This window comes from Myxococcus sp. AB056, assembly GCF_006547365.1.
Lineage (GTDB): Bacteria > Myxococcota > Myxococcia > Myxococcales > Myxococcaceae > Myxococcus > Myxococcus virescens.
Genome location: NZ_VHLB01000094.1, coordinates 12,059 through 34,978, shown reverse-complemented (window position 1 = coordinate 34,978; position 22,920 = coordinate 12,059). Strand labels below are relative to the sequence as shown.

Below are 22,920 nucleotides of genomic sequence, written 5' to 3'. Positions count from 1 at the left end.
CCCCCACGCCCCGTCCCCATGCCAGGCGTGGGCCCTGGCCGGCCGCCGCCCGAGAAGAATGGTCAGCACCGCGCCGCCCCCCCGGCGGCAGCCCCCGTCATGAATGGCAAGGCCCCTGGGCCCGTGCCTCCGCGGGAGCCTGACGGTGCGGTCGTTCGACCGACCCCACCCAAGACGCTGAACGAGCTCGACGAACTCAGGAACCAGGCCCATACCGGTCCCCAGGTGGATCCCGAGCTGGCAGCGGCGGTGGGATTCACCCACTTCGACGTCACCTCCAGCCAGGACAACCTCATCACCGTGCTGCTCACGCGTGAGGATTTGCACCTGCTCGCGTCCCAGACGCTGGTCCGGGTGAGGTCGAGGGAGGACAACCGCGCCTACCTGGGCGTCGTCGTGCGGGGTCCCTTCGCGGAACCGAACGCGGTGCCCGCCAACTCCACCATGGCCATTGGCGTGGTCACCCACGGCAAGAAGCTGGCGTACACATTCGACTATCACGGGCGCGCGGAGATTGAGATTGTCGGAGAGGAAGTCGAAGGCACGCTGAAGCCTCCCCGCTTCCGGCCCCGGCCGCAGAGCCCCGTCTACCTGCTCGACGAGGCGGAGAGCGCTCGCGTGCTGGGCGTCGGCGGCGACATGTGCCTGGGGCTGGTGGTCGGGTACGAGAAGATGGAGGCCCGGCTCAATCCCCGGGACAAATCCATCCTCCCACGCCACACGGGCATCATCGGAACAACGGGCGGCGGCAAGTCCACCACGGTGGCCACGCTCATCCACCGAGCCCAAGCGGATGGCATCGCGACCATCGTCTTCGACGTGGAGGGTGAATACACGCACGTGGACCAGCCCACCGACCATGCCGCCATGCTCGAGGCGCTCAAACGGCGAGGCCAGCGTCCGCAGGGCGTCAAGGACTTGCACATCCACCACCTCACCGGGCGCGACAGCCTCAATCCGCGACACCGGAACAAGCACGCGTTCTCGCTCAAGTTCTCCAGCCTGTCTCCGTACGCGCTCGCGGAGATTCTCGACATGTCGGACGCACAGCAGGAGCGGTTCCTCAAGGCGTACGACGTCACCAAGCTCTTGCTCGAAGACTTCAACATCTACCCGCAGACGGAAGAAGAGCGCCGCCAGGTCCTCGACGTGGACGAACTGTCCACGGGCTTTCCGCACATGACCATCGACCACGTGCTGGACGTGGTCAGCGCGTACATCTACAGCCTCAGTGACGAAGGCAAATCGGAGACGCGTGGCAAGTCACGCGCCACCCCTCGGAAGCAGGCGTCCCTGCTCGAAGAGAACGACGAAGCAGAGGCCGACCCGGACGTCACGGCCAAGGCGCCATCGCGCGGACTGATGCTGCGCACAGAGTTCAGGAGCAACTTCGGCCGGGTCATGGCGCGCGTCATGGCCCAGAGCAGCCGGCACGAAATCAGCTGGAAGGCCCTGGCCAGCAAGCTCCACCGGCTGCGGCGCCTGGGCATCTTCGACGTGGGCAACGAGCAAGGCGTCGCCTATGAGTCCATGCTCACGCCCGGGCGCGTCTCCGTCATCGACCTGTCGGACACGGACTCACCGCAGCTCAACAACCTGGTCATCGCAGACATCCTGCGGGGCCTCCAGGAAGCGCAGGAGCGACGCTACGAGCGGGCCAACGCGAAGGACCAATCCGTCACGCCGGTCCTCATCATCATCGAAGAGGCCCACGAATTCCTCTCCGCGAACCGCATTGCCCAGATGCCCGTGCTCTTCGAGCAGGTGGCGAAGATTGCCAAGCGGGGCCGCAAGCGCTGGATGGGGCTCGTCTTCGTCACCCAGCTTCCGCAGCACCTGCCCAACGAGGTGCTGGGCCTCATCAACAACTTCGTCATCCACAAGATCGCCGACAGCTCTGTCATCTCGCGCATGCAGAAAACCGCGGGCAGCATCGACGAGAGCCTCTGGAACCGGGTGTCGCGGTTGGCCCCCGGTCAGGCACTGGTGTCGTTCAGCAACTTCACCCGGCCGCTGATGGTCGCGGTGGACCCCGCACCGGTGAAGCGGCTGCTGGTGGAGTGATACGCGCCTCGCGTTTCATCCTCCTGACACCTTGGGTGCGGGGGGACTGGACGCGCGGGCCAGCCCTGGCCAGAAAGCGGACATGAACCGACACATGAAGGCCGCGCTCGCGGTCCTGGCCCCGCTGCTCCTCACGGCTTGCAGCGGAACCTCCGACGATGACGGCGATGCCTGCGCACAGGTGCGGGTGTTCGCTCGGCCTGCCTCGGGCGGCGCCGAGTGCCGGAGCTTCGCGACGCCGTGCGACGTGCCTCAGGGGTACGTCGAATGCTGCGGTGCGTTCCATGGCGATTGCGTGTCCACGGGGACACGCTGCGTGGACGACCCGCTGGATGCCTGCTCGCCTGGCTCAGGAGCAACGGACTGCCCCGGCATCTGCCAGTGACGCCGGGCGCGGGAGACTACGGCGTCTTGTTCTTCTCGCCGGGGGACCTCGACGCGTCCTGTCCCTCCTTCTTCCGATAGCCCCAGGTGGAGCTCCACATGCCGGGCCCCGTGAAGATCACGGTGATGAGCGTCATCACCGCTGCGCCGATCAGAATCTCGACCACCATGCCGCGCACTCCCCTCCGCACAAACTGTCCGTACGGTAATCTCGAAACCCACCGCCGTGCGTTCTCATGCCGTAACGCCCAGCAGTAGGCAATGCGCGTGAGATTAGGATGCCTCCTAGTGACACTGTGCCCCGCCTGCCTGCCCGCGCCCGGGCCGCGCTGGGGTAGGCTCACGGCCCCATGTCACGCCCCCTTCCCTCCGCGTCGAGGGACCGCAAGCGCCTCCGCGCCGCGGCCCTGCTGGCCGCCCTCTTGTCGCTGTCCGCCTGCGAGGGGCGTGAAACATCACCGGGGCCGAATGAGCCGTGTGTCGGGGCTGACTGTGGACCGCAGCAGCCGCCCGACACCGCGCTCGAAGGCAGCGTGCGCATCGCGGCCTTCAACGTGCAGCGGCTCTTTGACACGGTGTGCGACTCCGATGCGTGCGGCGGCAGCAACTATGAGGCGCTGCCCACCCCCTCCGAGTTCGGTCTCCAGGCGGACCGGCTCGCGTCCGCCATCTCGCGACTGAACGCCGACGTGGTGCTGTTGGCGGAGGTGGAAACCCAGGCCTCGCTCGACGCGCTCACGTCACGGCTCCCCCGCTTCGGCTATTCGGAGCTGGGCGAGACGGGCGCCGCGGCGTCCGTGGACGTGGCCGTCCTCTCCGTTCACCCCATCACCGACGTCCGCGGGCATCGGGACCGCACGCTGTGGCGCCCGGATGGCTCCGCCACCCGGTTCTCCCGCGAGTTGCTGGAGGTCCACCTGGACGTGGACGGGAAGAAGGTCATCGTCTTCTCCGCGCACTTCCGCTCCAAGTCCAACGACGACGCCGGGCGCCGCTTCGCCGAGGCCGTGGCGACGCGGGACATCGTCGCGGGCGCGGCCCAGGCGGCTCCAGACGCGCTGGTCGTCCTCGGGGGAGACCTCAACGACGTACCGGGCTCGGAGCCCATCACCGCGCTGGAGCGCGACGACGCGCTGCTGCGCGTCTCCAGCGACCGGCCGGTCAGCGAGACGTGGACGTACACCTACCACGGCGACCGCCAGGCCATTGACCACCTGTACCTGGCGCGCGGCGGGGGCTCGTATGTGCCCGGCTCGTTCCGCACGGCGAGGGACCCACGGGGCGGCTATGGCGGGTCGGACCACGCCGCCGTGTACGCGGACTTCCTGCCCGCGCCCTGAGGCCGGCTCAGGCCGTCGCGGGAATGGCCTGGATGTCGAGCTCGAGATCGATTTTCTCGCTGACGAGCCAGCCGCCGTTGTCGAGCGTCTTGTTCCAGCGGATGCCGTAATCGGTGCGGTTGACGGTGGTGCGCGCCGAGTAGATGAGCCGCGAGTTGCCCCACGGGTCCTTCGACGTGCCGATGTGCCGGGCGTCGAAGGCCACCGGCTGCGTGACGTTGCGGATGGTGAGGTCGCCCAGGAGCCGGAAGCTGGCACCACCCGCGGGTTCAATCCTGGTACTGCGAAAGGTGAGCTTGGGCGCCGCGTCGGCGTCGAGGAAGTCCGGTGAACGCAGGTGCGCGTCCCGGTCTGACGAGCCCGTGTAGATGCTCGCCGTTTCCACGGACATCTCGACTTCACCCTGAGTGGGCTGCTCGGGGTTCACACGGAGGATTCCGGAGAAACGCTCGAAGCGACCGTGGACACGTGCCACCACCATGTGGCGCGCGACGAAGAGGACGGACGAGTGGGAAGCGTCGATGTTCCAGGTGCTGACAGTCATGGGAGGGCGCTCGGCGGATGAGGGGGCGGGAAGAACCGGTGCGCGCCGGGGGGCGCAAGCCAACCCTGACTAGATAATGACCCACTCATTGAAACTCCATGCACACGGTGTGACGAAGCCGACTGCACGATGAATCGCGCGCGAAACACGACAGTCTGGAACTTGTGAGGGTCCGTCTCACCATTCCGCTTGAGCGCGGGTTGCGGGGTGTGGAGTGGACGTTCCTGCATCGCCCGCGTCGCCGGTCCCCGTCTTCAAGCCGCTGTCATTTTGCGTGAAGCTTGAAACGGGGGGATTCTGCTTTCACGGCCAGGCCGGGGGGAGCCGAACCATGTGACAAGTGCTCCTTGCCGCACCGTGGCCACGCCGCCTCGTCTTGGAGCCACGTCATCGCATGCGGATTGCCGTCATCGCCACGTACACGCACCCCACCCGGCTGCGCCTCAAAGAGCCCTCCATCATGCAGTCCTCCGTGCCGGAGCTCATCGCCGGCCTGTGCCCCCCGCACGCGGAGGTGGAGATCTTCAACGAGAAGGAGCGCGACATCCCGATGGACCGCCACTGGGACCTCGTCTTCTTCTCCTATCTGCACTCCTTCTACGAGCACACCAAGGTGCTCTCCACCCTCTTCCGCCAGCGAGGCATGACGACGGTCGCCGGCGGCCGCCATGCCAGCTACTTCCCGGACGACGCCCAGCAGTACTTCGACGCCGTCATCACCGGCGAGCCCGAGGCCAACGTTCCCGCGCTCATCGAAGACTTCGAGAAGGGCCAGCTCCAGCCGCGCTACCAGCGCCCGCCGCTGGGCCCCGCCGCCATCCGGCCCTACCGCTACGACCTCATCGACTTCACCCACAACAAGCTGCGCCTGCCCGGCATCGAGGCCTCACGCGGCTGCCCCTTCTCCTGCAACTTCTGCGTCCTCACCGGCAACGAGCGCTACCGCTATCGCCCTGTCGCCCACGTCATCGACGAAATCCAGCAGCACATGCACTGGAACCCCAACTTCATGGGGCTGATGGATGACGCCTTCGTGTTCCTCGACAACAACCTCGGTGGCTCACCGAAATACCTGCGCGAGCTGTGCGAAGCCCTCATCCCGCTCAAGAAGACATGGGGCTGCGCCCTCACCTTCAACGTCCTCAAGGATGAGTCGCTGGTGAAGCTGATGGCCAAGGCGGGCTGCCGCTACGTCTACACCGGCCTGGAGTCCCTCAACCCCGACTCCATCAAGGCCATGAACAAGGGCCAGAACAAGCTGAGCGAAGTGGACGCCGTCATCCGCCGCGTCTTCTCCGCCGGCATCCTGTTGTCCTTCGGCCTCATCGTGGGCTCGGACGGAGACACCAACGCGTACCTGGAGAAGCTCCCCGAGTACCTCTCCGACCTCCAGTACTTCTCCGTCACCTTCCTGGGCATCGTCTGCCCCTATCCGGAGACGCCCTTCTTCCGCGAGCTCCAGGAAGAGAACCGCCTGCTGCCAGGCACCTTGAGCCGCGACTACGACGGCTACACGCTCTGCCACCGTCCCAAGAACCTGGACACATCCGAGGTGGTGGAGCACTTCCACCGGCTCTGCGCGCAGCTCGGCAGCCTGCCCAACATCGCCCGCCACTACTGGTCCAAGCTCACGATGAGCGACATGCCCCGGTACAAGCAGACCATCCTCTTCTCCGGGCCCGAAATCGTGAGCATCCGCAACCCGGTGAAGAACACGGCACGGCGCTACATCGCCGGGCAGGACGCCCTGGAGTACTGGGACACGCAGCAGATGGCCCAGCTGGGCCTTCAGCCGCAGCGGCTCACGTGAGCGCCGCCGCCAGCATCGGCGCCGTATCCTGTGGACCGGACTCCAGCCGCGCCACCCGCCGCAGCTCCGCCTGCGCGTCGATGGCGGTGAAGATGCCACGCGCACGGGCGAGCAACGCCGTGCGCCGGTGAGGCAACGCCGCCGCCGCGTCCAGGTAGGCCACGCCCGTCTCCCAGCGGTTGGGCGTGGCTTCCAACACCTCGAGCGCGCGGTCGAACAGCGGCTCCGCGGCCTTCGCGCCCCGCTTGAGCGCCTTCGCACGCGCCATCACCCGCATGGCCGGGCCGCGCAGGTAGGGGTAGAGCGCCCCCAACGCCCGCGCCTTGAGCGCGCAGCGGCGGTAGAGGGCCCACAGTTGCTCGCGCGGCACGGAGACAGCGCCCTGCTCCAGCGCGAAGAGCGCGCCCTCCGCCGCGTCCACGAGCCCAATCTGGAGGAAGGGCACCAGCACGTGGTAGCGCCACAGCGCCTCGTCGGCGCGCACCGCCATCAGCGCGGCTTCCTCCACCTGGTGCTCGCGCACCGCCACGTTGACCAGGTGATTGAGGCTGGCACACTGGTTGGCCAGGTCCTGGACGTCGATACTGATGCGCAGGCCCTCCTCCAGCTCCGCGCACAGCTCCCCCACATCTCCATCGCCCCGCAGGTAGCGGCACATGGGGACCCACGCGTGGGACCAGCCCTGGTGCATCAGCGCGTTGAGCTCCACGCCCACGCGGCCCATCTCGAGGTACGCACGCTCCGCATCCTGGAAGCGCGAGGCCAGGAACTGACTGGTGGCCAGCATCATCAGGCCCGTCTGCACCTCCCACATGTCCCCCACCTGCCGCAGCAATGACACCGCCTGCTCGCCGTACTCGGTGGCGCGGGCCTGCTCGTTGGTGAAGATGGACTGCGTGGCCAGCCGGCTCAACGCCACGCCCTCCGCCGCCGTATCCCGGGAGCGCCGCGCATGCTCCAGCGCGCGCTGACACCAGTGCCCCGAGCGCCCCACCATCCCCGAGCCGAACAGCAGCGAGCCGTAGTAGCTGGTCGCCAGGCTCAGGCCGTACTCACTGCGCGAGCGCTCCGCCATCGTCGTGGCCACCAGCGTGGCCCAGGTGAGCTTCCCGATGTCCGCGAAGTAGTAGATTTTGATGAGCGAGATGAGCGTGGACAGCTGCTTCAGGTAAAGCGGCAGCCGCGCGCCCAGTGGCCGCACCAGCCAGGGGAACAGGCCGTAGAGCAGGTGCAGCCCCATGGCCAGCACCGAGCGAAGCACCAGCGCCGCCATGCTCCGCGGCATCGTGCGCCCCATGAGTTCCAGCGCCGTCTCCAGCTCCTGGATGGCGCGCTTCGACTCGCCCTTCTCCTGGTGGGCCCTGCCCAGGCCCAGGTGAATCTCCGCGCGGCGCGGCACCTGCTCCTCGTCCGCCAGACACTGCTCGAACATGAGGATGGCGCCCGCGTAGTTGCCCGCGTTGAGCAGGGTCTCCGCCAGTTCCTTCATCACGACGTGCGTCTTGCGTAGGACCTCCTCCGGGTCCAACGCCACGGTGCCACCCAGAATCTCCATGGCCCGGTTGTAGTGATGGACGGCGTCGTCGTTGGCGTACTGCTCGCGCGCGCTGCGCGCCGCCATCAACGTGTACTCCAGGCCCTTCACCTCGTCGTTTCCAGCCAGCGAGTGGTAGGCCAGGATGCCCGCCGACTTGACGGGGTTCTCCCCGGCGCGGGCCTCGATGAAGCGCGCCATGCGGCGGTGCAGGTCCTCGCGCGCGGACACCAGCAGCGTGGTGTACGCCACGTCGCGGATGACGATGTGCTTGAAGATGCAGGTGAAGGGCTCCTCCAACTCCAGGAGGATGAGCCCCAGCCGCGTCAGCGTGTCGATGGCCTCGCGAATCCGCTCCGGGGACACCGAACCGGGCGCCAGCGCGGCCACCGCCTCCAGCGTGAAGATGCGGCCCACCACGGAGGCGACGCGCACCACCAGCTTCTCCGTCTCCGTGAGCAGGTCGATGCGCGCCAGCACCACGTCCTGGATGGAGTCCGGCAGCTCCAGCCCCTGCAGGCTGCGCTTGAGCTCCAACCGCTCCGCGCCCGGCGCCACCGGTCCCAGGTAGCCCTTCTCCACCATGCCCTGGACGATGGACTCGGTGAAGAACGGGTTGCCCTGCACCTTGGCCAGCAGCAGGTCCTCCAGCGCCGTGTCCGGCGTCTCCATGCGCAGGTGCAGCCGCAGCAGCGCCCGCGTGTCCTCGTCATCCAGGCTGGACAAGTCCAACCAGCGAAGCCCGGGCAGCCCCTTGAGGCTCTTGAGGTGCTCGCCCGGCCGCATCGTCACCAGCAGCGTCACCCGCAGCGGAGACAGCCGCGCGGCGACGTACTCGATGAGGTCGACGGAGATGTTGTCGGCCCAGTGCAGGTCCTCGAAGAAGAGCAGCACCGGCGTCTGGCGCGACACCTTCTCCAGGAGCTGGAGGATGACCTGGAAGAGCTTCTGGTTCTTCCGCCGGGCATCCAGGTCGCGCGTGAGCGGTGACTCCTCCACGGGCAACCCCAGGATGCCCGCGAGCACGGGTATCCATTCCGGCCCCGTGTCCTCCAGGCCCGCGAAGCCCTGGCGCAGCTGGGACAGCTGCGTCTCCACGTCGTCGCCTTCATGCAGTCCGAAGAGTTGGACCAGCACCTCCTTCCACGGGAAGAAGGGCGTGAACATCTCATACGAGTAGCAGATGCCGTAGAGGCTGTGGGCCCCTCGCGTCTCCGCCACCTCCACCACCTTCGCGCCCAGCCGCGACTTGCCGATGCCCGCCTCGCCCGACACCACGCAGATGCGACCGTGGCCCTCCAGCGACGCGTCGACGTCCTGGCGCAGCGCCTCCACCTCGCGCTGCCGGCCGACAATGTCGCCCTTGCCCTTGAGGAACAGGCTGCGGCGCACCTCCGCCGACAGCCGGTAGACAGGCACCGCGCGTGACACGCCCTTGAGCCGCGCGTCCTCCACGAACGCGGTGTCGAAGCCGCCCTGGTGCAGCTTGCGCTCCGTCTGCGCGTCGATGTGGATGCCGCTGCCCTGCCCGTGCGTCATCAGGCGCGCGGCCATGTTCACGACTTCGCCGAGCGCGGAGTACCCCTTGCGCCAGGGCGAGCCCATGTCGCCGAAGTAGGCCGGACCGGTGGCGATGCCAATCTGCAGCGATGAGACGAAGGGGAAGGACTCCCGCTCCCGCATCAGCTTGCACGCGAGCCGGCAGGCCAGCACCTCCTTGCTCTGCAAGGCCGTGGGCGCGCCGAAGATGACGTAGAGGACGTTCCCCTTGTCGGTGAAGTCCGTCATCAGCAACACGCCGCCGTGGTGCGCGCTCTCGCGCTGGACGTATTCGTAGAAGGCGTTCAGGTCGCGGGTGAAGTCCTCCGGCCGCGAGGACGCACGCTGGCTGTCGAAGCGGAGGAAGAAGCAGGTGACGTCGCGAAAGTCGCCGCTGAACTCCTGGTGCGCCGTCGTGATTTTCGTGAAGAGCACCGGGTGCAGCAGCAGCGAACACCGGGCCACCATCTCCGGCCCGGAGGGCAACACGAAGCCGGGCGCTGGAGGCACGCGCAACGGCACGGTGGGCGCCAGGCGGTAGGCGTTGCCGCGGGCCTCGCCTTGACGGGCCGGCTCCGGCAGCAGGGCCCACGCCTCCGGGCTGAGCAGCACCTCCCCCACCGTGGCCCGCTTCTCCGCCGCCACCGCCTGCGCCAGCGGCTGACCGATGAGCGCGGGGTGCATCCACATGCCCGTGGCGCCCAACACCACCCGGTGGGCTTCGCCGAACCCGATGCCGATGCGCGACGACACGCTGAAGCGCTGGCCCAGCAGCTCCAACTGCGCGAAGCGGGACAGCCGCTGCTGGACGTCCAACGCACACCGGGCCGCGCGCTGCACCGCGCCGCTGGCGTCCACGCCCGGCTCCACCTCGAAGCAGGCCAGGATGGAGTCACCGGCGAACTGGTAGATGTCGCCGCCGTGGTCCTTCACGACGTCGATCATCTCCGTGTAGTAGCTCGTCAGGAGCCGCTGGAGCGCATCGATGCCCCGGGGCCCGGCGCCGCTCAGGCTGACGACGATGGGCGTGAAGCCCGCGATGTCCAGGAGCAGGATGGCGCCTCGCACCGGCTCCACGAGCGGCAGCGCGTGCGCCTCCGTGCGCTCCAGACGCCGGAGCACGGCGCCCGGGATGTAGGGCGCCAGCGTCGCGAGGATGGGGTCGATGTCCACCGGAGACATGGCCGTGCGCTCAGCCCAGGGCGTTGAAGCGGATCCACATGGCCAGCACGCCTACCACCGCATAGAAGCCAATCTCCACCGTCTCCGACACCGGCTGCGCCTTCTTCAGCGCGCCCCAGGTGTGGACAACCACCATTCCCGCACACACCCAGCCGATGAGGTCGAAGATGGCGGGGCCTGGCCGTGACACGAAACGGGCCGCCGTGAGGATGATGGCCAGCGCCACCGCTCCCAGGCAGCGCCCGAAGTACACCGTGAGGTGGTTGTTCCCCTCCGGCAGCCGCCACCCGAACCAGCGCGCCCACGTCAGGGGCATCAGCAGCAGGGGAATCGCGAAGACGACCAGGAAGAGCGTCCCGGCGATGACGAGGAACCAGCTGGCGAGCGGATGGTCGGGACTGATCATGATGGCGCACTCGAGACGACGCGGCCCGCCCTGCCTGGGTGGTCCCCGCCCGTTCCCCCGAGTGCATCATCCTAGACGTTTTCCAGCGGCTACGGCACGGCCAGGCGGAGCGGATCACGCACCGCGGCCCGGAGGAACTCGGCCACCCGCTCCAGGGAGTCCGTCCGCTCCAGCTCCGCAGGGAAGCGCCGGAACGACTCCGGCGGCCCGTAGAGGATGACCGGCTTGCCATAACGCAGGGCCAGGACCGCCTCGGCCACCGTGCCCGCGCCCCCGGGCAGCGACACCAGGGCGTGCGGCGTGAGCACGTTGATGTGATTGCGGCTGAGCGGATCCGTCCCCTGCTCTCCGCTGAGCGGCAGATGCGTGTAGATGGGCAGCTCCACGTTGGGATTGGGGTAGCCCGAACGGGGCCGGTACTCGCCGCCCTCCACCGTGCCTGGGACGATGCCAATGGAGATGCCGTGCCGGTACTCCACCTGGACGAAGGCATCCGCCGCCGTCCGCATCACCCCGCTGCCAGCGCCCGTGAGCAGGTCGAAGCCCGCCTCGGCGATCCACCGGACCAGCGGGATGACCCGCTCCGCGTGGTCCTCCTTGCCAGAACCGAAGACACCGATGATCCGCCGTGGCCTGCGCATGGGCTCTGCTCCTTCCCCCGGTATGACGGGCCCGTCCTCCAGCTTGTTCCAACCGCGCGCCGTATTCCTCTCACGACGGTTCATTGCCCCACATTCCCCCCGCCGGGCGTTCACCGATGGAAGCCTTCACACGTGGAGCGTGACGGATCGGACGCTTCACCTGTCAGACCCCCTCTCTACCTTCATCGGCATGCGACTGGAGGTCGTCCATGTTCGACAGTTGTGGAGGATGTGAGCGCCGCGGAAGCGCCGGTGAAGTGTTCGACTGGTGCGCCCACTGCGAGCTGTCCCTGTGCCCCCGCTGCATGGAGCGCGGCTGCTGCGACAATGAGCCCGCCGAGTCCGGCCGCGCGGCGCCCCGGTGCCTGCCAGAGCCTCCCGAGGACGAAGAGGCCACGGCCCTTCCCGAGCACTTCGGCGGCCGGTGCTGCACCCGCGCCCGCGCCGTGGCCTGCTCCTGCGCCTTCCACTGGATTTGCGCTCACCACGGCGATCAGCACATCGGCACGCATGACTGACGTTCCCGTTCTCCGCTGGGAACGGATCTCCAGGCGCTGGGCCCGACACATCCGGCTCCGCCCGGAAAGTGACGTTTCACCTGGTATTTTCCGGGCAGGCCAGATTGCTCAGTTCCTGAGAGGGTGTGAAGATGCGTGTGAGACAGCTTTTGTGTCTCACCCCCACCTTGCGCCCCTCCGAGGAGCCTCCCGTGAGTCCCCCCTTCGCGCGTCCCCGCGAGCTGGCTGTCACCGTGGAGACGTCGCTGCCCGCCGCGCTGCCCTCGCACGCCATCGAAGTAGACGTGGGGGTGGCCCTGCCTGTCGCGTTCGGTGGGCTGAGAAAGGTCCTTCGCGCGTGTGAAGCCGCCGCGCCCCAGGTCGTCCACACCCTGTCCCGCGCGAATCCCTCCGAATGGAACCGGCTGTTTCCCGGCGCCATCGACGGCGTGCCGGACCTCGGGGACCTGGCGCTGACGCCCTCCGAGCGCCGCCTCCACCGCGAATCGGAGCAGATGTTCTGGGTCCTCAACGTGGCCGCGAAGGCCATCGTGGAGACACTGCGCGTCAGCGGCCGGCCCCTGGTGCTCCATGGCGCGGGTGAATGTGACCTGGTGAGCCTGCGCGCGGTGATGCGGGCGGCCGAGTGGAGCCGCTTGGAAGGGCTGGATGGCACCCTGTTGTTCACCGGGTGGAACGTGCGCCGGCCCCATGGCGCGGAGTCCTTCGAGTCCCGGCGGCAGGCCTACCTGGATGCGCTGTGCGACCGGATGCGTGCGCCCCGCGTGCCGACGCCCGGTCCGGTGTCATCGCGCGCGCAGGAAGCGCCGGTGGACCTGGAGGGGCGCTATCTCCAGGTAGCCGTAGACGTGGCCCAGGCGCCCGAAACACGGGTGGCCGCCGCCATCCTCGCCATCCGGAGCTGCTTCTTCACCACCAACTACGAAGGCGCCATGCTGGCCGCCGAGCAGGGGCTGGCGGTGCTGGAAGCGAACGCGGATGCAACGTTGGCGTCTCGCGTGGTCCAGGCCTGGGAGACGCTGGACACGGGCTTCGCCACGCCCGCCATCGAGATTGACCGCGCCAGCCTGGGTGACGTCGAGGAGCTGAAGGCCCTGTTCGCGCGCAGCATGGGCGTGGTCCATGTCTACACCGGCGCGCACGACGCGGCGATGGAGGCCTTTGGGCGAGGGCTGGCATGCCGGATTCCGCCCGAGCTGGTGGCGCGGCTGCACATGTTCCGCGCGCTCACCCTGACGAAGCGCTTCGGACAGCTTCCCAACGCGCGGACGGAGGTGGCCGCGGGACTGGCCGCGCTGGAGCGCAGCACGTCGCCGGACCGGGCGCTCCAGGAGGGCTGGCTGCGCAATGTCTGCGCGCTGACGTGGTTCCTGGAGCGCAAGCTGGACATGGCGCTGGTGGAGGAGAAGCAGGCCATGCGCTGCGTGGGGGACCTGCACGACGCCAGCGCCACGCACCTGAAAATCAACCTCATCTCCAACGCCAGCTACCTGCAGGAGACGGCGCGGCAATTCGGTGATGCCATCTCCACGTGGCGCCGGTTCGAGAAGATCAGCGAGAGCTGGGGCGTGAACTTCGCCAAGCACCACCGCTACCGGCTGGCGGGACTGGAGCTGGCCGCTGGCGAGCGTGACGCGGCGGTGGCCCACTTCACCGAGGCGTTCGCCAACGCCGATGCGCTGGGTGACTCGTTCCACCGGCAGGTGATTGCCGCGGAGCTGGGACGCTTGTTCCTGGACGAGCAGCAGCCCGCTGTCGCCGTGGACTGGTTCGTTCGCGCGGAGGAGCATGCGCGCGCCATTGGGGACCCGCTGAAGACGGCGGAGAGCCTGGCTGGACAGGCCGTGGCGGCAGGGCGCACGGACTGGTCGGAGGCGGTGCGGTGCGCTGAGGCGAGCACGACGTGGCCCAAGCAGACGGAGGCGCTGAAGGCCGCGCTCGCACAGGGAGATGCGAAGGCGGTACACGCAGTGCTGCCTCGCGCCCGGACGAAGCTCAACCGCCCGTTCGACCCGGTGAACCTGTACTGACGCCCCGCTGGCGCGCATCAGCGCATCCGTGAGCGCCGAGCACCTGCTCAGCGCGTTGCGAGCGGAGAACCGTCGGTGAGACGCGCGGGCGAGAACGGCTCGGCGGCGGCGCAGTGGCCGTGCGCCACGAGCTCCGCGAGCAAGGCACCGGTATACGCACCGGTCAGGATGCCCTGGCCACTCAGCCCCGTGGCGACGTAGGTGCGCCGGGTGCCGGGATGACGGCCGATGTACGGGTGGCCATCCGGCGTCGCGGCCCGAAGCCCCGCCCATGCGCGGACGAACCGGGCGTCACGCAGTCGCGGCGCCAGCTTCGCGACGGTGGCACTGAGGTGCAGCAGGCCCGCGGGCGTCACCTGCTCCACGAAGCCCGCGTCCTCCTCCGTCGCCCCCACGACGATTTCGCCCGAGCGCCACGGCGCCAGGTACGAGGGCCCCGAGACGACGCGCGTCAGGTGCAATCCCGGCTGGTGCACCACCAGCATCTGCCCACGCAAGGGCTTCAACGGCAGCGAAGGCAACCCCTCCACGCCCGCCGACCAGGGCCCCGCGCACACGAGCAACTGGTCCGCCCGGAGCGTCTCCCCTTCCGTCTGGACCTCGACCCCGGTGGAGGATTCGGAAACGGAGCGCGCGGCCACGCCCAGCCGCAGCCGCACGCCCACGTGGGCAGCGGCCTTCAGGAGCGCGTCGACGTAGCCATCCGTGTCCACGAGGTGGCCCTGGTCCGTCTCGAAGGCCCCGAACAGCGGCGTGCCTTCCAGCGCGGGCTCGAGCGCCACCAGGCTCGCGGCGTCCCGCCAGGTGCCCAGTCCTTCCGCGTCCGCCACTGCTTTCGCCGCCAACGCATCGCGCGCCTTCGCGTCCACGACGACACGGAGGATGCCGTTGCCTCGGCGAAGCTGGTCGCCTCCCGGAAGCGAGGCCAGGTCCTCCGCCAGCGTGCCGCGGCCCGCCCGGGCGAACGCCAGCATCACCGGGTCATCGAACAACCGCACGGACGGAATGGCGACTCCGGCGGCGGCGCGCGAGCCCCGGCCTCCCGGCTCCACGGCATCCAGCACCGTGACGCTCGCGCCCAAAGCAGAAAGCCGGCGCGCGGCCGAAAGGCCCACGACACCGGCTCCGAGAATCAAGATGTCGGCCCCAGGCTTCATTTCACCTGAGACGCTTGGCGATGACGTGAAAGCCACCATCCACGTAGATGAAGCCGTGTCGCTCGGCGCGCTTCACCACCGCGTCCAACTGGGTGTAGCCCACCAGCAATTGAAACCCGAGCCTCGTGGACTCCTCAGTGATGGCAGCCACCACGAGGTCGACCGCGGCGCTTCGCTCTTCCTTGGACAGCCCCGGCGCGGCCACCAGGGTTTCAATCATGGCCAGCGAGCTGTCGGTCCGGTAGAGGAACCCCGCCGCCTTGCCAGGAATGATGAAGCCCGTCTGCGGAAGCGTCTCTGGCGTGACGGCATCGCCCCAGAACTGCAGCCACTCCTGCACTTGAGCGAAGTGCAGCTCTGGGACGTAGAGGATGGGCGTCATCCGGCGATGCTATTACGAAACCAGGAACTGCGACATGCGCTGCGCGGACAGCTCGGCCGCGTTCTTCATGCCCAGCTGGCTCAGGCCCGTCTTCGCCGTGTTCTTCATCAGGTCGCCCAGCACGTCGGTGACCTTGCTCTTGCCCGTGGCCAGATTCAGCGCGCCGCTCAGCAGGCTGTTGCCGCCCGCGCCGTCCATGAGGAACTTGCTGGCGAACTTGCCCACTGTGCTCTTGAAGGCGCCGCCACCCGGAATCAGGTCCGTCGCCGCGCCCATGAGCGCCTGGAGCGGGTTCTTGCCCTGGATGAGGCCGCTGGCGAAGCCCATCGCCGCGCCCAGCAGCGGGTTGACCGCGGACACGAACGGCTTGACGACGTTCAGCACCTTGCCAACGATTCCCTTGAGACCGCCCATGGTAGTTCCCCTTGAGAGGATGGCTGTGGTGCAGCCATCAAGTGCGTCCGATGTAAGAATTGTCGGGAGACGGGCAGATTTGTTTCCCTGTTACCCGAAAAAACCGGACGCCACTCAAAAGCCCATTTGAATTCAAGGACTTAGCGCAGGGGCAAGGCACCGAGGATTTCGGGAAATGCTCCCCGGGCCTGATCCACCGCCGATCAATTCTTGTCGGTGGAGGGCTTCTTGCCCTCCGCGGCGTGCAGATCGCTGGCGGACGTCCCCTTGCGGCTTTCGGGAGCGCCCGTCTGCGCCGCGTCGGACGCGAGCGCCGACTTGAAGCGAGCGTCCGCATCCTGGTCGCTGAAGCCGTCCCGCTGATGCGCCCGGCTGATGACGACGCGGCCGTCGACGATGTCCTGCAGGTGCCCCTGAAGCTCCTCGATGGTGGGCACGTTGGGGTCCTGGGCCTTCAGCTCCTCGTCGGGGACGATCTGGATCTGGGGCGGCTTCTCCGGGTTGAGGGCATAGTCGATGATTTTCTCGACGTACTCCTCGACGGGCACCTTGAGCAGACGGGCCTGCTCCTTCACGTCCGCGTCGGCCAGCAGCTCCGCGCGAACCTCCTCCACCGGCCGCTTCAGCTTCTTGACGGGGGGAGCGACGACGTTTTCACCGGACATTGACTGTCTCCTCAAAAGGACCCGAAATCCTGGCAAGGCGGGAAGCATCTCCAGGCCGGGGAAGGGACCATTCTGGTAGCCGATGCGCCCCGGTTGTCAAAGGGCGTCAGGCCGGTCCTTCGCTCCAGCGGGTGAACTGCATCCGCAGCTCGCAGGTGTAGCGGCCCCGCGCGTCCTTCAGCCAGAGCTGCTCCGGTGCCGGGTACATCTCCTCCACGGACAGGCGCTCCGCATCCCGAGCCAGGTGTGACAGCAGGTCCACGGCGAAGGGGCTCGCGGTGTCGATGAGGTACGGCTTGCGCTCCTTCGAGCTGCGCATGAACACGAAGCGAGGCCAGCCACCCGCGCGCCGCTCCCGCTGCACGGCGAGGAAGAGCTCGAAGCCCGCGGGCCTTCCCAGTCGCTCCGCCGCCAGGTTCCAGCGCTCGCGCTGGTACACCGCGCCGCCCACGCTGAGCCGCGGCAGGTGACTGCCCTGCGTCCGCAGCGGCGCGTGCAGCACCTGGGAATGCGCCAGCGCCGCGAACGGTGGATAGGACGAGAAGTCATCGAGCGGCAGGTACAGGCTCAGCCGCTCCCCCTTCCCGTCCACCAACACCGGGCCTTCACGCGTGGGAAGGACCTTCACATCCCCCGGCGTCAGGGCCCCCTCGTCCACGTCCAGCACGTCCGACACCGAGTACACCAACCGCCGTCCCGGATAGACGTAGAAGCCCTTGTTGCGCCTGCGGATGGCCAGCCCCACGAGCCCCCGCGCCGCGGCGTCCTGTTCCAGCCAACGCGAAGCGACCGAGGCGTACCGCTCCCGCTCGGGCTGGAACGCGCTCAGCCAGCTCCACAGCAGCAGGTGGTGGTGGACCCGCGCCAGCATCACCTCGAAGCCGCTTCCGTCCGGCTTCGCGGCGAGGCACACGTCCGGCAAGGCGTAGCGCCCACCCGGCGTGGACGTGCCCAGGAAGTCCACGGGCAGCGTCCGCGCGCGGCCCGCCTCGGACTCCAGCATCACCGGCGGCACGGGCGAGAAGCGGCTGCCCGTGACGCCATCGGGCCGCAGCCGCACGGCGTAGTCCAGCAGGTCCATGGGGCCCGCATCCGGGCCCAGTGCGTCGCGGACCTGCTCTCGGAAGCCCTGTTGCACCTTCTCGCCATAGGCGGCCGACAGCTCCAGCGCGCCGGTCAGCGCCGCCTCCAGCTCCGCGGTGAAGGTCGCGCCGAAGCGCAGCCGGAAAGGCGAGCTCGCCTCCTCGTAGAGGATGAGCCGGTCCGCGTAGACCTGTCCGTCACCTCGGCGCGCGGGCTTGCCCGTGACCTCCGTGAAGACGGCCTCCAGGCGCGGCAGCAGCTCGCGCCGCTGGGCCAGGTCTCCACTTTCGAAGTCCGCCTTGAGCCGCGCCAGGGTCTCAAACCGCTCCAGCCAGCGTGTGCGCGCCTCCAGGTCGGGGAGCGCCGCCACCGCGTCTCGCACGCTCTCGAAAGTGCTGAAGTCGTTCGGCCGGAACGGCAGGCCCCAGAGCAACAACGCGGTCTTCACCAGCGGCAGCGCCTGGCGCTCGACGTCCACGACGGGGAGGCCAAGCACCCTGGCCGCCTCGGCGGGTGTGGGATGCTCGCGCAGCACGGATAGCAGGCGCTCCGCCTCGGGTGACAAGGCGACGTTCAGCTTCAGCGGCTCGCAGCGTGCGCGGCCTGGGGTCACCGTGAAGAGTGGATTGAGGCGCAGCGGCAGGTGCGGGCGCAGCGTGCGCTCCCGCCCCACCGCGCGAGCCAGCTCCGTCACCGCCCAGAAGGAGAAGAACGTGCGGCGGCGCGTGTTTCCGCTGGGCACCGTGCGCACGTCGTAGCCGTCATCGGTGGTTCGCTCGCCGTAGGAAATGGGGCCGAAGAAGCTGGTGGTCTCGTTCTTCGCGCAGAAGCGCTGGAGGTAGGTGTAGACCTGCCGCTCCACCCGGCGCGCATCGGACGTGTCCTGCCGCTCCCCGCCGCGCAGGTAGCGCACCCAGACGTTGTCGAACATCGCCGGGCTGGAGAGGAACACGGCCTCCTGGATGGCGGGCTCCGCCGCTCGCTCTCGCAGTTGCCGTCGCAGTGTCTTTCGTTCCGCGGCGTAACCCGCCTGAACGGACTCGCGACGCTCCTGGTAGCGAGCCCATGCGTGCTGACACGACGGCCCCAGCCGTGCGTCGATTCGGGGCTCACGCCCCTGGGACAGCGCATCGAGGAGGGCTTGCGCGCCGGACGCGCCCTTCTCCGCGCGCACGGCATCCACGAGCGCGTCCTCCGCCTCGAGCAAGCGGGCGACGTCGTCCAGCACCGCCTGGGACATCCCCAGCGACTCCAGCCAGTCGAAGGGAAAGCCCGCGTGCCGCAGCACGAATACCTCGCCCAACGTCCAGGGCTCGCTCATCCGTTCACCCTCGTCAGCACTGACCTGGCCACCAGTGTGTCCACCAGCTTCTCCCGCTGCGCCTGGGGAACGGCCCCCAGCACGCTGGCCACTTCCATGGGCCGGACGAGGCCGGCGAGCTTCGGCGCCAGCCGCGCGTCCATCGCGAGCACCGAGCCCGTGCGGAGGTTCGCCGCGAACCACGACGGCTTCGGAGCACCATCCAGGCCCGCCGGGAGCTCGACCCATGCACAGTCCGCATCGAGTTGGATGGCCGCTGCGCTCATGTCCGTTGCACGGGGCGGAGACACCTCGGGAAGACACGCGGCGGCAACCCGGCCCGGGCTCAGCGGCCCTCGCGCGAGCAGCCGCGTCGCGAGTCCAGCAAGCACCTGCGGAACACGGGCACTGGGAATGGAACGGGCGTGCTCGAAGGGCCGGCTCCTCGCGAGGTCCCGGTCGTCGGGAGGCGCGCCGACTGTCACGTCCGGCCACAGCAGCGGGCGGCCACTTTCGGGAGGCGTCCGAGGCCAGTGGAAGGGACGCACTCCCGCGAGCTTGTCGAACACCGGTTCCGCGTCCAGCACAGCGAGCGTCGCGTCGAGGTCCGCTTCGTCGACTCCGGGCGCGCCAATCCACCACTCCGCCACGAGGTGAACCCCCGCGTCCCGAAGCCGGCGAGTGCCCTGAGCCAGCGCCTCTCGGGAGATGCGCGCACCCAACGGGTCGAGCCAGGCGTCGTCGTCTACGGCGCAGAACCCCACGACGGCCACCTTGCAGCCGCTCTCCACCAGCACGTCCGGATGCAGGAGCGAATCGAGCGACACATGCCCCGCCCACCCCTCCGCGCCTCCTGTGAGGGCGCGCACCGTGTCCGGAAGGGTGGCCCTCACTTCCATCGCCTCGGAAAGCCAGACGGGTGACGTGGAGACCGCCTCATCCAATCCGGGTGACACGCGCCAGCGCAGTGGGGCCACGTCCACGAAGGTGGCGCGCTGGAACACGGACAGTTGGGCCAGGACGGCCCTGTGCGCCCAGGCGAACGGCCCCGCGACTTCGAGCGGCACCTGCTCCGGACAGGCCCGCGCTAGCCAGGCCGCAGCGGGCAGTTGCAGGTCGCGTTCGAGCCAGAGTCGCACGCGCTCGGCACCGGCGAAGCGAGCAGCGGCGAGGGTCAGATCCTCCCGATAGGACGCGAGCTGGCCCAAGGAGCGCAAGACGTCCGCGCTCCGCTCGGTCGTTCCGCCTTCCAGCTCCACATCGTCCAGCCGGAGGTGCACTCCGTTGGGCGGCCCCGAAATGGCGGAGAGTACCGCCCCCAGCGCGCGCAGGCGGGTGCTCACGCTCGAGTCCGCGCGGCCATGCACCGACTGGGCGGCACGCAACAGCAACAGCTCTCGCATCGTCTGCGCGGTCGCAGGAGCTCGCTCGCGTGCGGCGGCGGCGGCCTCCACCGCGTCGTGGGCGAAGACGCGCCGGCAGAAGTCGCGCGCCACGTCGACGCACTGCCACCCTTCCGGCGCCTCGGGGACGAGCGTCACGTCGCGGTGAGGTGGCAGGACGAGCAACCTCATTCCCGCGCTCCGGCAGCGGACTCCGAGCCCCACATCAGCGTGCAACGGAGTTCCACCGTATGGCGCCCACCTGAGGCACTTCGCAGCCAGAGTTGGTCCGGCGAGGGCAGCATCTCCGACAGGAGGACCTCCTCCTTCTGCTCCAGCAGGTTGAGGAAGACGCGGAGCAGCGGCGGGCTGCGCACGTCCACCAGCACCGGCTTTCGCTCGTCCTTGAACTTCGCGAAGACGCAGTCCGGCATCCCGCGCTCGCTCCACACGCTCACCGCCGCGCGAAGTCTCGCCGAGTCATCGCGGCCCGCGAGCAGCGCCTCCCGCTCCGCCTGCGACAGCCGCCACTGCTCGCGCTGCACGACCACACCGCCCAGGGTCAACCGAGGCGTGTGGTCGCCCAGCGACACGCGCAGCGGGCGGATGCGCGGCAGGGAGAAGGCGGTGTGCACCAGGCTGTCCAGCTCACCGTTGTAGAGACACACCTCGGAGCCCAGCCGCTTCGACACCAGCCGCGCCCGCGTTCCATCACTCTCCACGAACAGGTCATCCAGCGGCAGCCGCCACGCGGAGGCGCGGGCACTGACACCGCCCAGCTCCACCACGGGCCCTGGGAATTCCGACGGCAACAGGCCCGTGCGCCGCGACGCCAACACCGTCACCAGGGGCACCGGCCTGCTCAAGGCGCCGAGCGCCCGCACCATGGCGCTCTCCACCCGGCCGCGCGCCTCGTGGAACTGGAGCGCCCAGCCCCACACCAGCGCCGTGTCGTGCACGTCGCCCATCACCAGCTCGTACTCACCTCGGCTCCAGGCCTCCACGTCTCGGGCCCCCACGAGCAGGTCGATGGACGTGACGAGCGGAAGCGCCTTCGCGTCTCCGTCCAGCGACGGCGGCGTCACCGAGCCCAGGTCCGCGCAGCGCGCGGACGCGTCTCCCACTGCGCCAGCCAGCACCTCCGCCACCGAGCCATCCAACGGCACCGGCCGGTCCGAGTACGCGGCCGCCACCTTCCAGAACGGCACCGTGCGCGCCCCCACCAGCTCCGCCACGGAGGCGCGAGCGGCCTCCCGGGTCCGCCGCGCCGCCGCTCCCATCCACGCCAGCGCGGGCTCCAGGCGCGTCACCAGTTCACGCGCCCGCTCACCTCCGGCCTCCAGCCGCAGGTCACCGCCGCACTCCTCCCGGAGCGCCAACCGGTCCTGGTAGAAGTTGTGCGACTCCGTCGTGGGCCCTCGCTCGGAAGGCGGCGCCACGCCCCACTGCTCATTCGCGCGCTTCGCGAAGGCGGCCTGGAGCGCCATCTTCCCCGCGGCATCCGCGGCGCCATACCCGGCCATCAACGCCAGCAGCGCGCTCAAGCCCTCCACGTGCCGCCGGGCCGCGGAACACGGCAGGCCCGCAACGCGCTCGGCCAGGTCGTCCACCGCGTGATGCGTGGCCGCGGGCACCTCGAGCTGGTGCGTCAGCAGGCCCTTCTCGCAGCCCATCCGCGCCGCCTCGCGCGCCAGGCCCGGAGCCACGCCCAGCGATGATGCGAGCCCCGCGAGCGTGCGCGTTCCATCCACCGCCTCCACCAACCGGGGCAGCAACGCCTCCGCGCTCTCCGGCGCGGGCAGCGTCTTGCGCGAAGGCACCTCCGCGAAGGCCTTGCGGCGCAGCACCAGCCACGCGGCGACCTCGGGGTCGAAGGCGATGGCGCGAACCAGCCCCTGCACCAGCCACGACGCCGCGAAGGTGTTCCGCCCCGTGAGCACCTCCGGCCCGGACCAACGCAGCGCCACCCCCGTCGGCGCCGCCGCGTCCGCGCGGCCGTAGTTGATGGGACCGAAAAAGCCCATCGTCTCGTTCTTCGCGCACATGCGTTGCAGGTAGCTGGCCACCTGCCGCCGCAACCGCGCGCCGTCTCGCCCCTCCAGCAGGTCTCTCGCCACGGGGGGGCTGGAGCTGGCCACCGCCTCCAGGAAGCGCGGCTCCTGCCGCAGGGCCCTCAGCGCGTCCTCCACCGCCAGGGACTCCTGCTTCATCGCCGCATGAAAGGAAGCCTCCGCCTCCTGCGCGGCCCGGGCACGGTCGTTCCATTCAGCGAACAGCTCGGGTGACTCCATCCCCTCGATGTCCACCGGGCGCCCGGCCTTCAGGGCCGACAGCACCGCGCGCGATGGCCGCTTCACCCGAGGGCCCTGGGCTCTCAGCGCCTCCAGCTCCCGCCGCGCCGAGGCCAGTTGGCGCGCGGCCCGTGCGGCCTCCGGGCACCCCAGCCGCTCCAGCCAATCGAAGGGAAAACCCGTGGTGCGAACCACGAGGTGAGGGAAGAGGGTCCAGCCCTTCATGCGTTTCGCACCCTTCGTCCGGGACGCCG

At 69.1% G+C, this 22,920-nt stretch carries 18 protein-coding genes; 6 read left to right on the top strand and 12 right to left on the bottom strand.

Going from position 1 to position 22,920, the window contains the following annotated elements; all coding sequences use genetic code 11:
* Together FMP39_RS30410 and FMP39_RS30405 are read left to right on the top strand one after the other, a co-directional pair.
* The coding region (locus FMP39_RS30410; protein WP_228558468.1) for an ATP-binding protein at positions 1–2,064 on the top strand (2,064 nt) is incomplete at its 5' end.
* An 82-nt stretch (positions 2,065–2,146) separates the two neighbouring features.
* A complete protein-coding gene (locus tag FMP39_RS30405) occupies positions 2,147–2,449 on the top strand; it encodes a hypothetical protein (RefSeq protein WP_141593591.1) in 303 nt (100 codons plus the stop codon).
* Between the two features lie 16 nt (positions 2,450–2,465).
* Here FMP39_RS30405 and FMP39_RS37560 read toward each other — a convergent pair whose 3' ends face one another.
* The gene (locus tag FMP39_RS37560; RefSeq protein WP_194858624.1) at positions 2,466–2,618 is read right to left on the bottom strand and encodes a hypothetical protein; all 153 of its coding nucleotides are present in this window, start codon (positions 2,616–2,618) and stop codon (positions 2,466–2,468) included.
* 180 nt (positions 2,619–2,798) lie between these two features.
* On the opposite strand from FMP39_RS37560, the gene FMP39_RS30400 reads away from it, so the two are divergent.
* On the top strand, positions 2,799–3,788 hold the full coding sequence (locus tag FMP39_RS30400) for an endonuclease/exonuclease/phosphatase family protein (protein ID WP_141593590.1): 990 nt from the start codon (positions 2,799–2,801) through the stop codon (positions 3,786–3,788).
* Between the two features lie 7 nt (positions 3,789–3,795).
* Here the strand turns inward: FMP39_RS30400 and FMP39_RS30395 are convergent, their stop codons facing one another.
* Positions 3,796–4,332 (bottom strand): YceI family protein, encoded by a 537-nt coding sequence (locus FMP39_RS30395; RefSeq protein WP_141593589.1) that lies wholly within the window; start codon positions 4,330–4,332, stop codon positions 3,796–3,798.
* Between the two features lie 394 nt (positions 4,333–4,726).
* Between FMP39_RS30395 and FMP39_RS30390 the strand changes: the two genes are divergently transcribed.
* A complete protein-coding gene (locus FMP39_RS30390) occupies positions 4,727–6,142 on the top strand; it encodes a radical SAM protein (RefSeq protein ID WP_194858623.1) in 1,416 nt (471 codons plus the stop codon).
* On the opposite strand, the gene FMP39_RS30385 is transcribed toward FMP39_RS30390, so the two are convergent.
* The 3 genes from FMP39_RS30385 to FMP39_RS30375 form a co-directional block, all read right to left on the bottom strand.
* Positions 6,135–10,397, bottom strand: a complete 4,263-nt coding sequence (locus tag FMP39_RS30385) for an AAA family ATPase (RefSeq protein ID WP_141593587.1) — start codon at positions 10,395–10,397, stop codon at positions 6,135–6,137. The two genes, FMP39_RS30390 and FMP39_RS30385, sit on opposite strands and share 8 nt — an antisense overlap.
* Before the next feature lie 10 nt (positions 10,398–10,407).
* Positions 10,408–10,803: a hypothetical protein gene (locus tag FMP39_RS30380; protein ID WP_090494100.1), complete on the bottom strand. Its 396-nt coding sequence runs from the start codon at positions 10,801–10,803 to the stop codon at positions 10,408–10,410.
* 89 nt (positions 10,804–10,892) lie between these two features.
* Entirely contained in the window at positions 10,893–11,444 is a 552-nt protein-coding gene (locus tag FMP39_RS30375; protein WP_090494102.1) for a molybdenum cofactor carrier protein, read from the bottom strand.
* 209 nt (positions 11,445–11,653) lie between these two features.
* On the opposite strand from FMP39_RS30375, the gene FMP39_RS30370 reads away from it, so the two are divergent.
* Both FMP39_RS30370 and FMP39_RS30365 read left to right on the top strand, forming a co-directional pair.
* Entirely contained in the window at positions 11,654–11,962 is a 309-nt protein-coding gene (locus FMP39_RS30370) for a hypothetical protein (protein WP_141593586.1), read from the top strand.
* Between the two features lie 191 nt (positions 11,963–12,153).
* A complete protein-coding gene (locus tag FMP39_RS30365; protein ID WP_228558467.1) occupies positions 12,154–13,992 on the top strand; it encodes a hypothetical protein in 1,839 nt (612 codons plus the stop codon).
* A gap of 47 nt (positions 13,993–14,039) precedes the next feature.
* On the opposite strand, the gene FMP39_RS30360 is transcribed toward FMP39_RS30365, so the two are convergent.
* From FMP39_RS30360 to FMP39_RS30330, 7 genes are all read right to left on the bottom strand, one after another.
* Positions 14,040–15,149: an FAD-binding oxidoreductase gene (locus FMP39_RS30360; RefSeq protein WP_228558466.1), complete on the bottom strand. Its 1,110-nt coding sequence runs from the start codon at positions 15,147–15,149 to the stop codon at positions 14,040–14,042.
* Position 15,150: 1 nt separating this feature from the next.
* Entirely contained in the window at positions 15,151–15,531 is a 381-nt protein-coding gene (locus FMP39_RS30355; RefSeq protein ID WP_141593583.1) for a hypothetical protein, read from the bottom strand.
* 12 nt (positions 15,532–15,543) lie between these two features.
* Positions 15,544–15,945, bottom strand: a complete 402-nt coding sequence (locus tag FMP39_RS30350) for a hypothetical protein (RefSeq protein ID WP_141593582.1) — start codon at positions 15,943–15,945, stop codon at positions 15,544–15,546.
* A 203-nt stretch (positions 15,946–16,148) separates the two neighbouring features.
* Positions 16,149–16,610: a hypothetical protein gene (locus FMP39_RS30345; protein ID WP_194863334.1), complete on the bottom strand. Its 462-nt coding sequence runs from the start codon at positions 16,608–16,610 to the stop codon at positions 16,149–16,151.
* 106 nt (positions 16,611–16,716) lie between these two features.
* Entirely contained in the window at positions 16,717–19,014 is a 2,298-nt protein-coding gene (locus FMP39_RS30340; protein ID WP_141593580.1) for a lantibiotic dehydratase, read from the bottom strand.
* The gene (locus FMP39_RS30335; protein ID WP_141593579.1) at positions 19,011–20,567 is read right to left on the bottom strand and encodes a hypothetical protein; all 1,557 of its coding nucleotides are present in this window, start codon (positions 20,565–20,567) and stop codon (positions 19,011–19,013) included. The genes FMP39_RS30340 and FMP39_RS30335 overlap by 4 nt, the downstream gene beginning before the upstream one ends.
* Positions 20,564–22,891 carry a lantibiotic dehydratase gene (locus tag FMP39_RS30330; RefSeq protein ID WP_141593578.1) on the bottom strand — a complete coding sequence of 776 codons (2,328 nt, stop codon included), beginning with the start codon at positions 22,889–22,891 and terminating at the stop codon, positions 20,564–20,566. Before FMP39_RS30330 ends, FMP39_RS30335 begins: the two co-directional genes overlap by 4 nt.
* Positions 22,892–22,920: the final 29 nt, after the last annotated feature.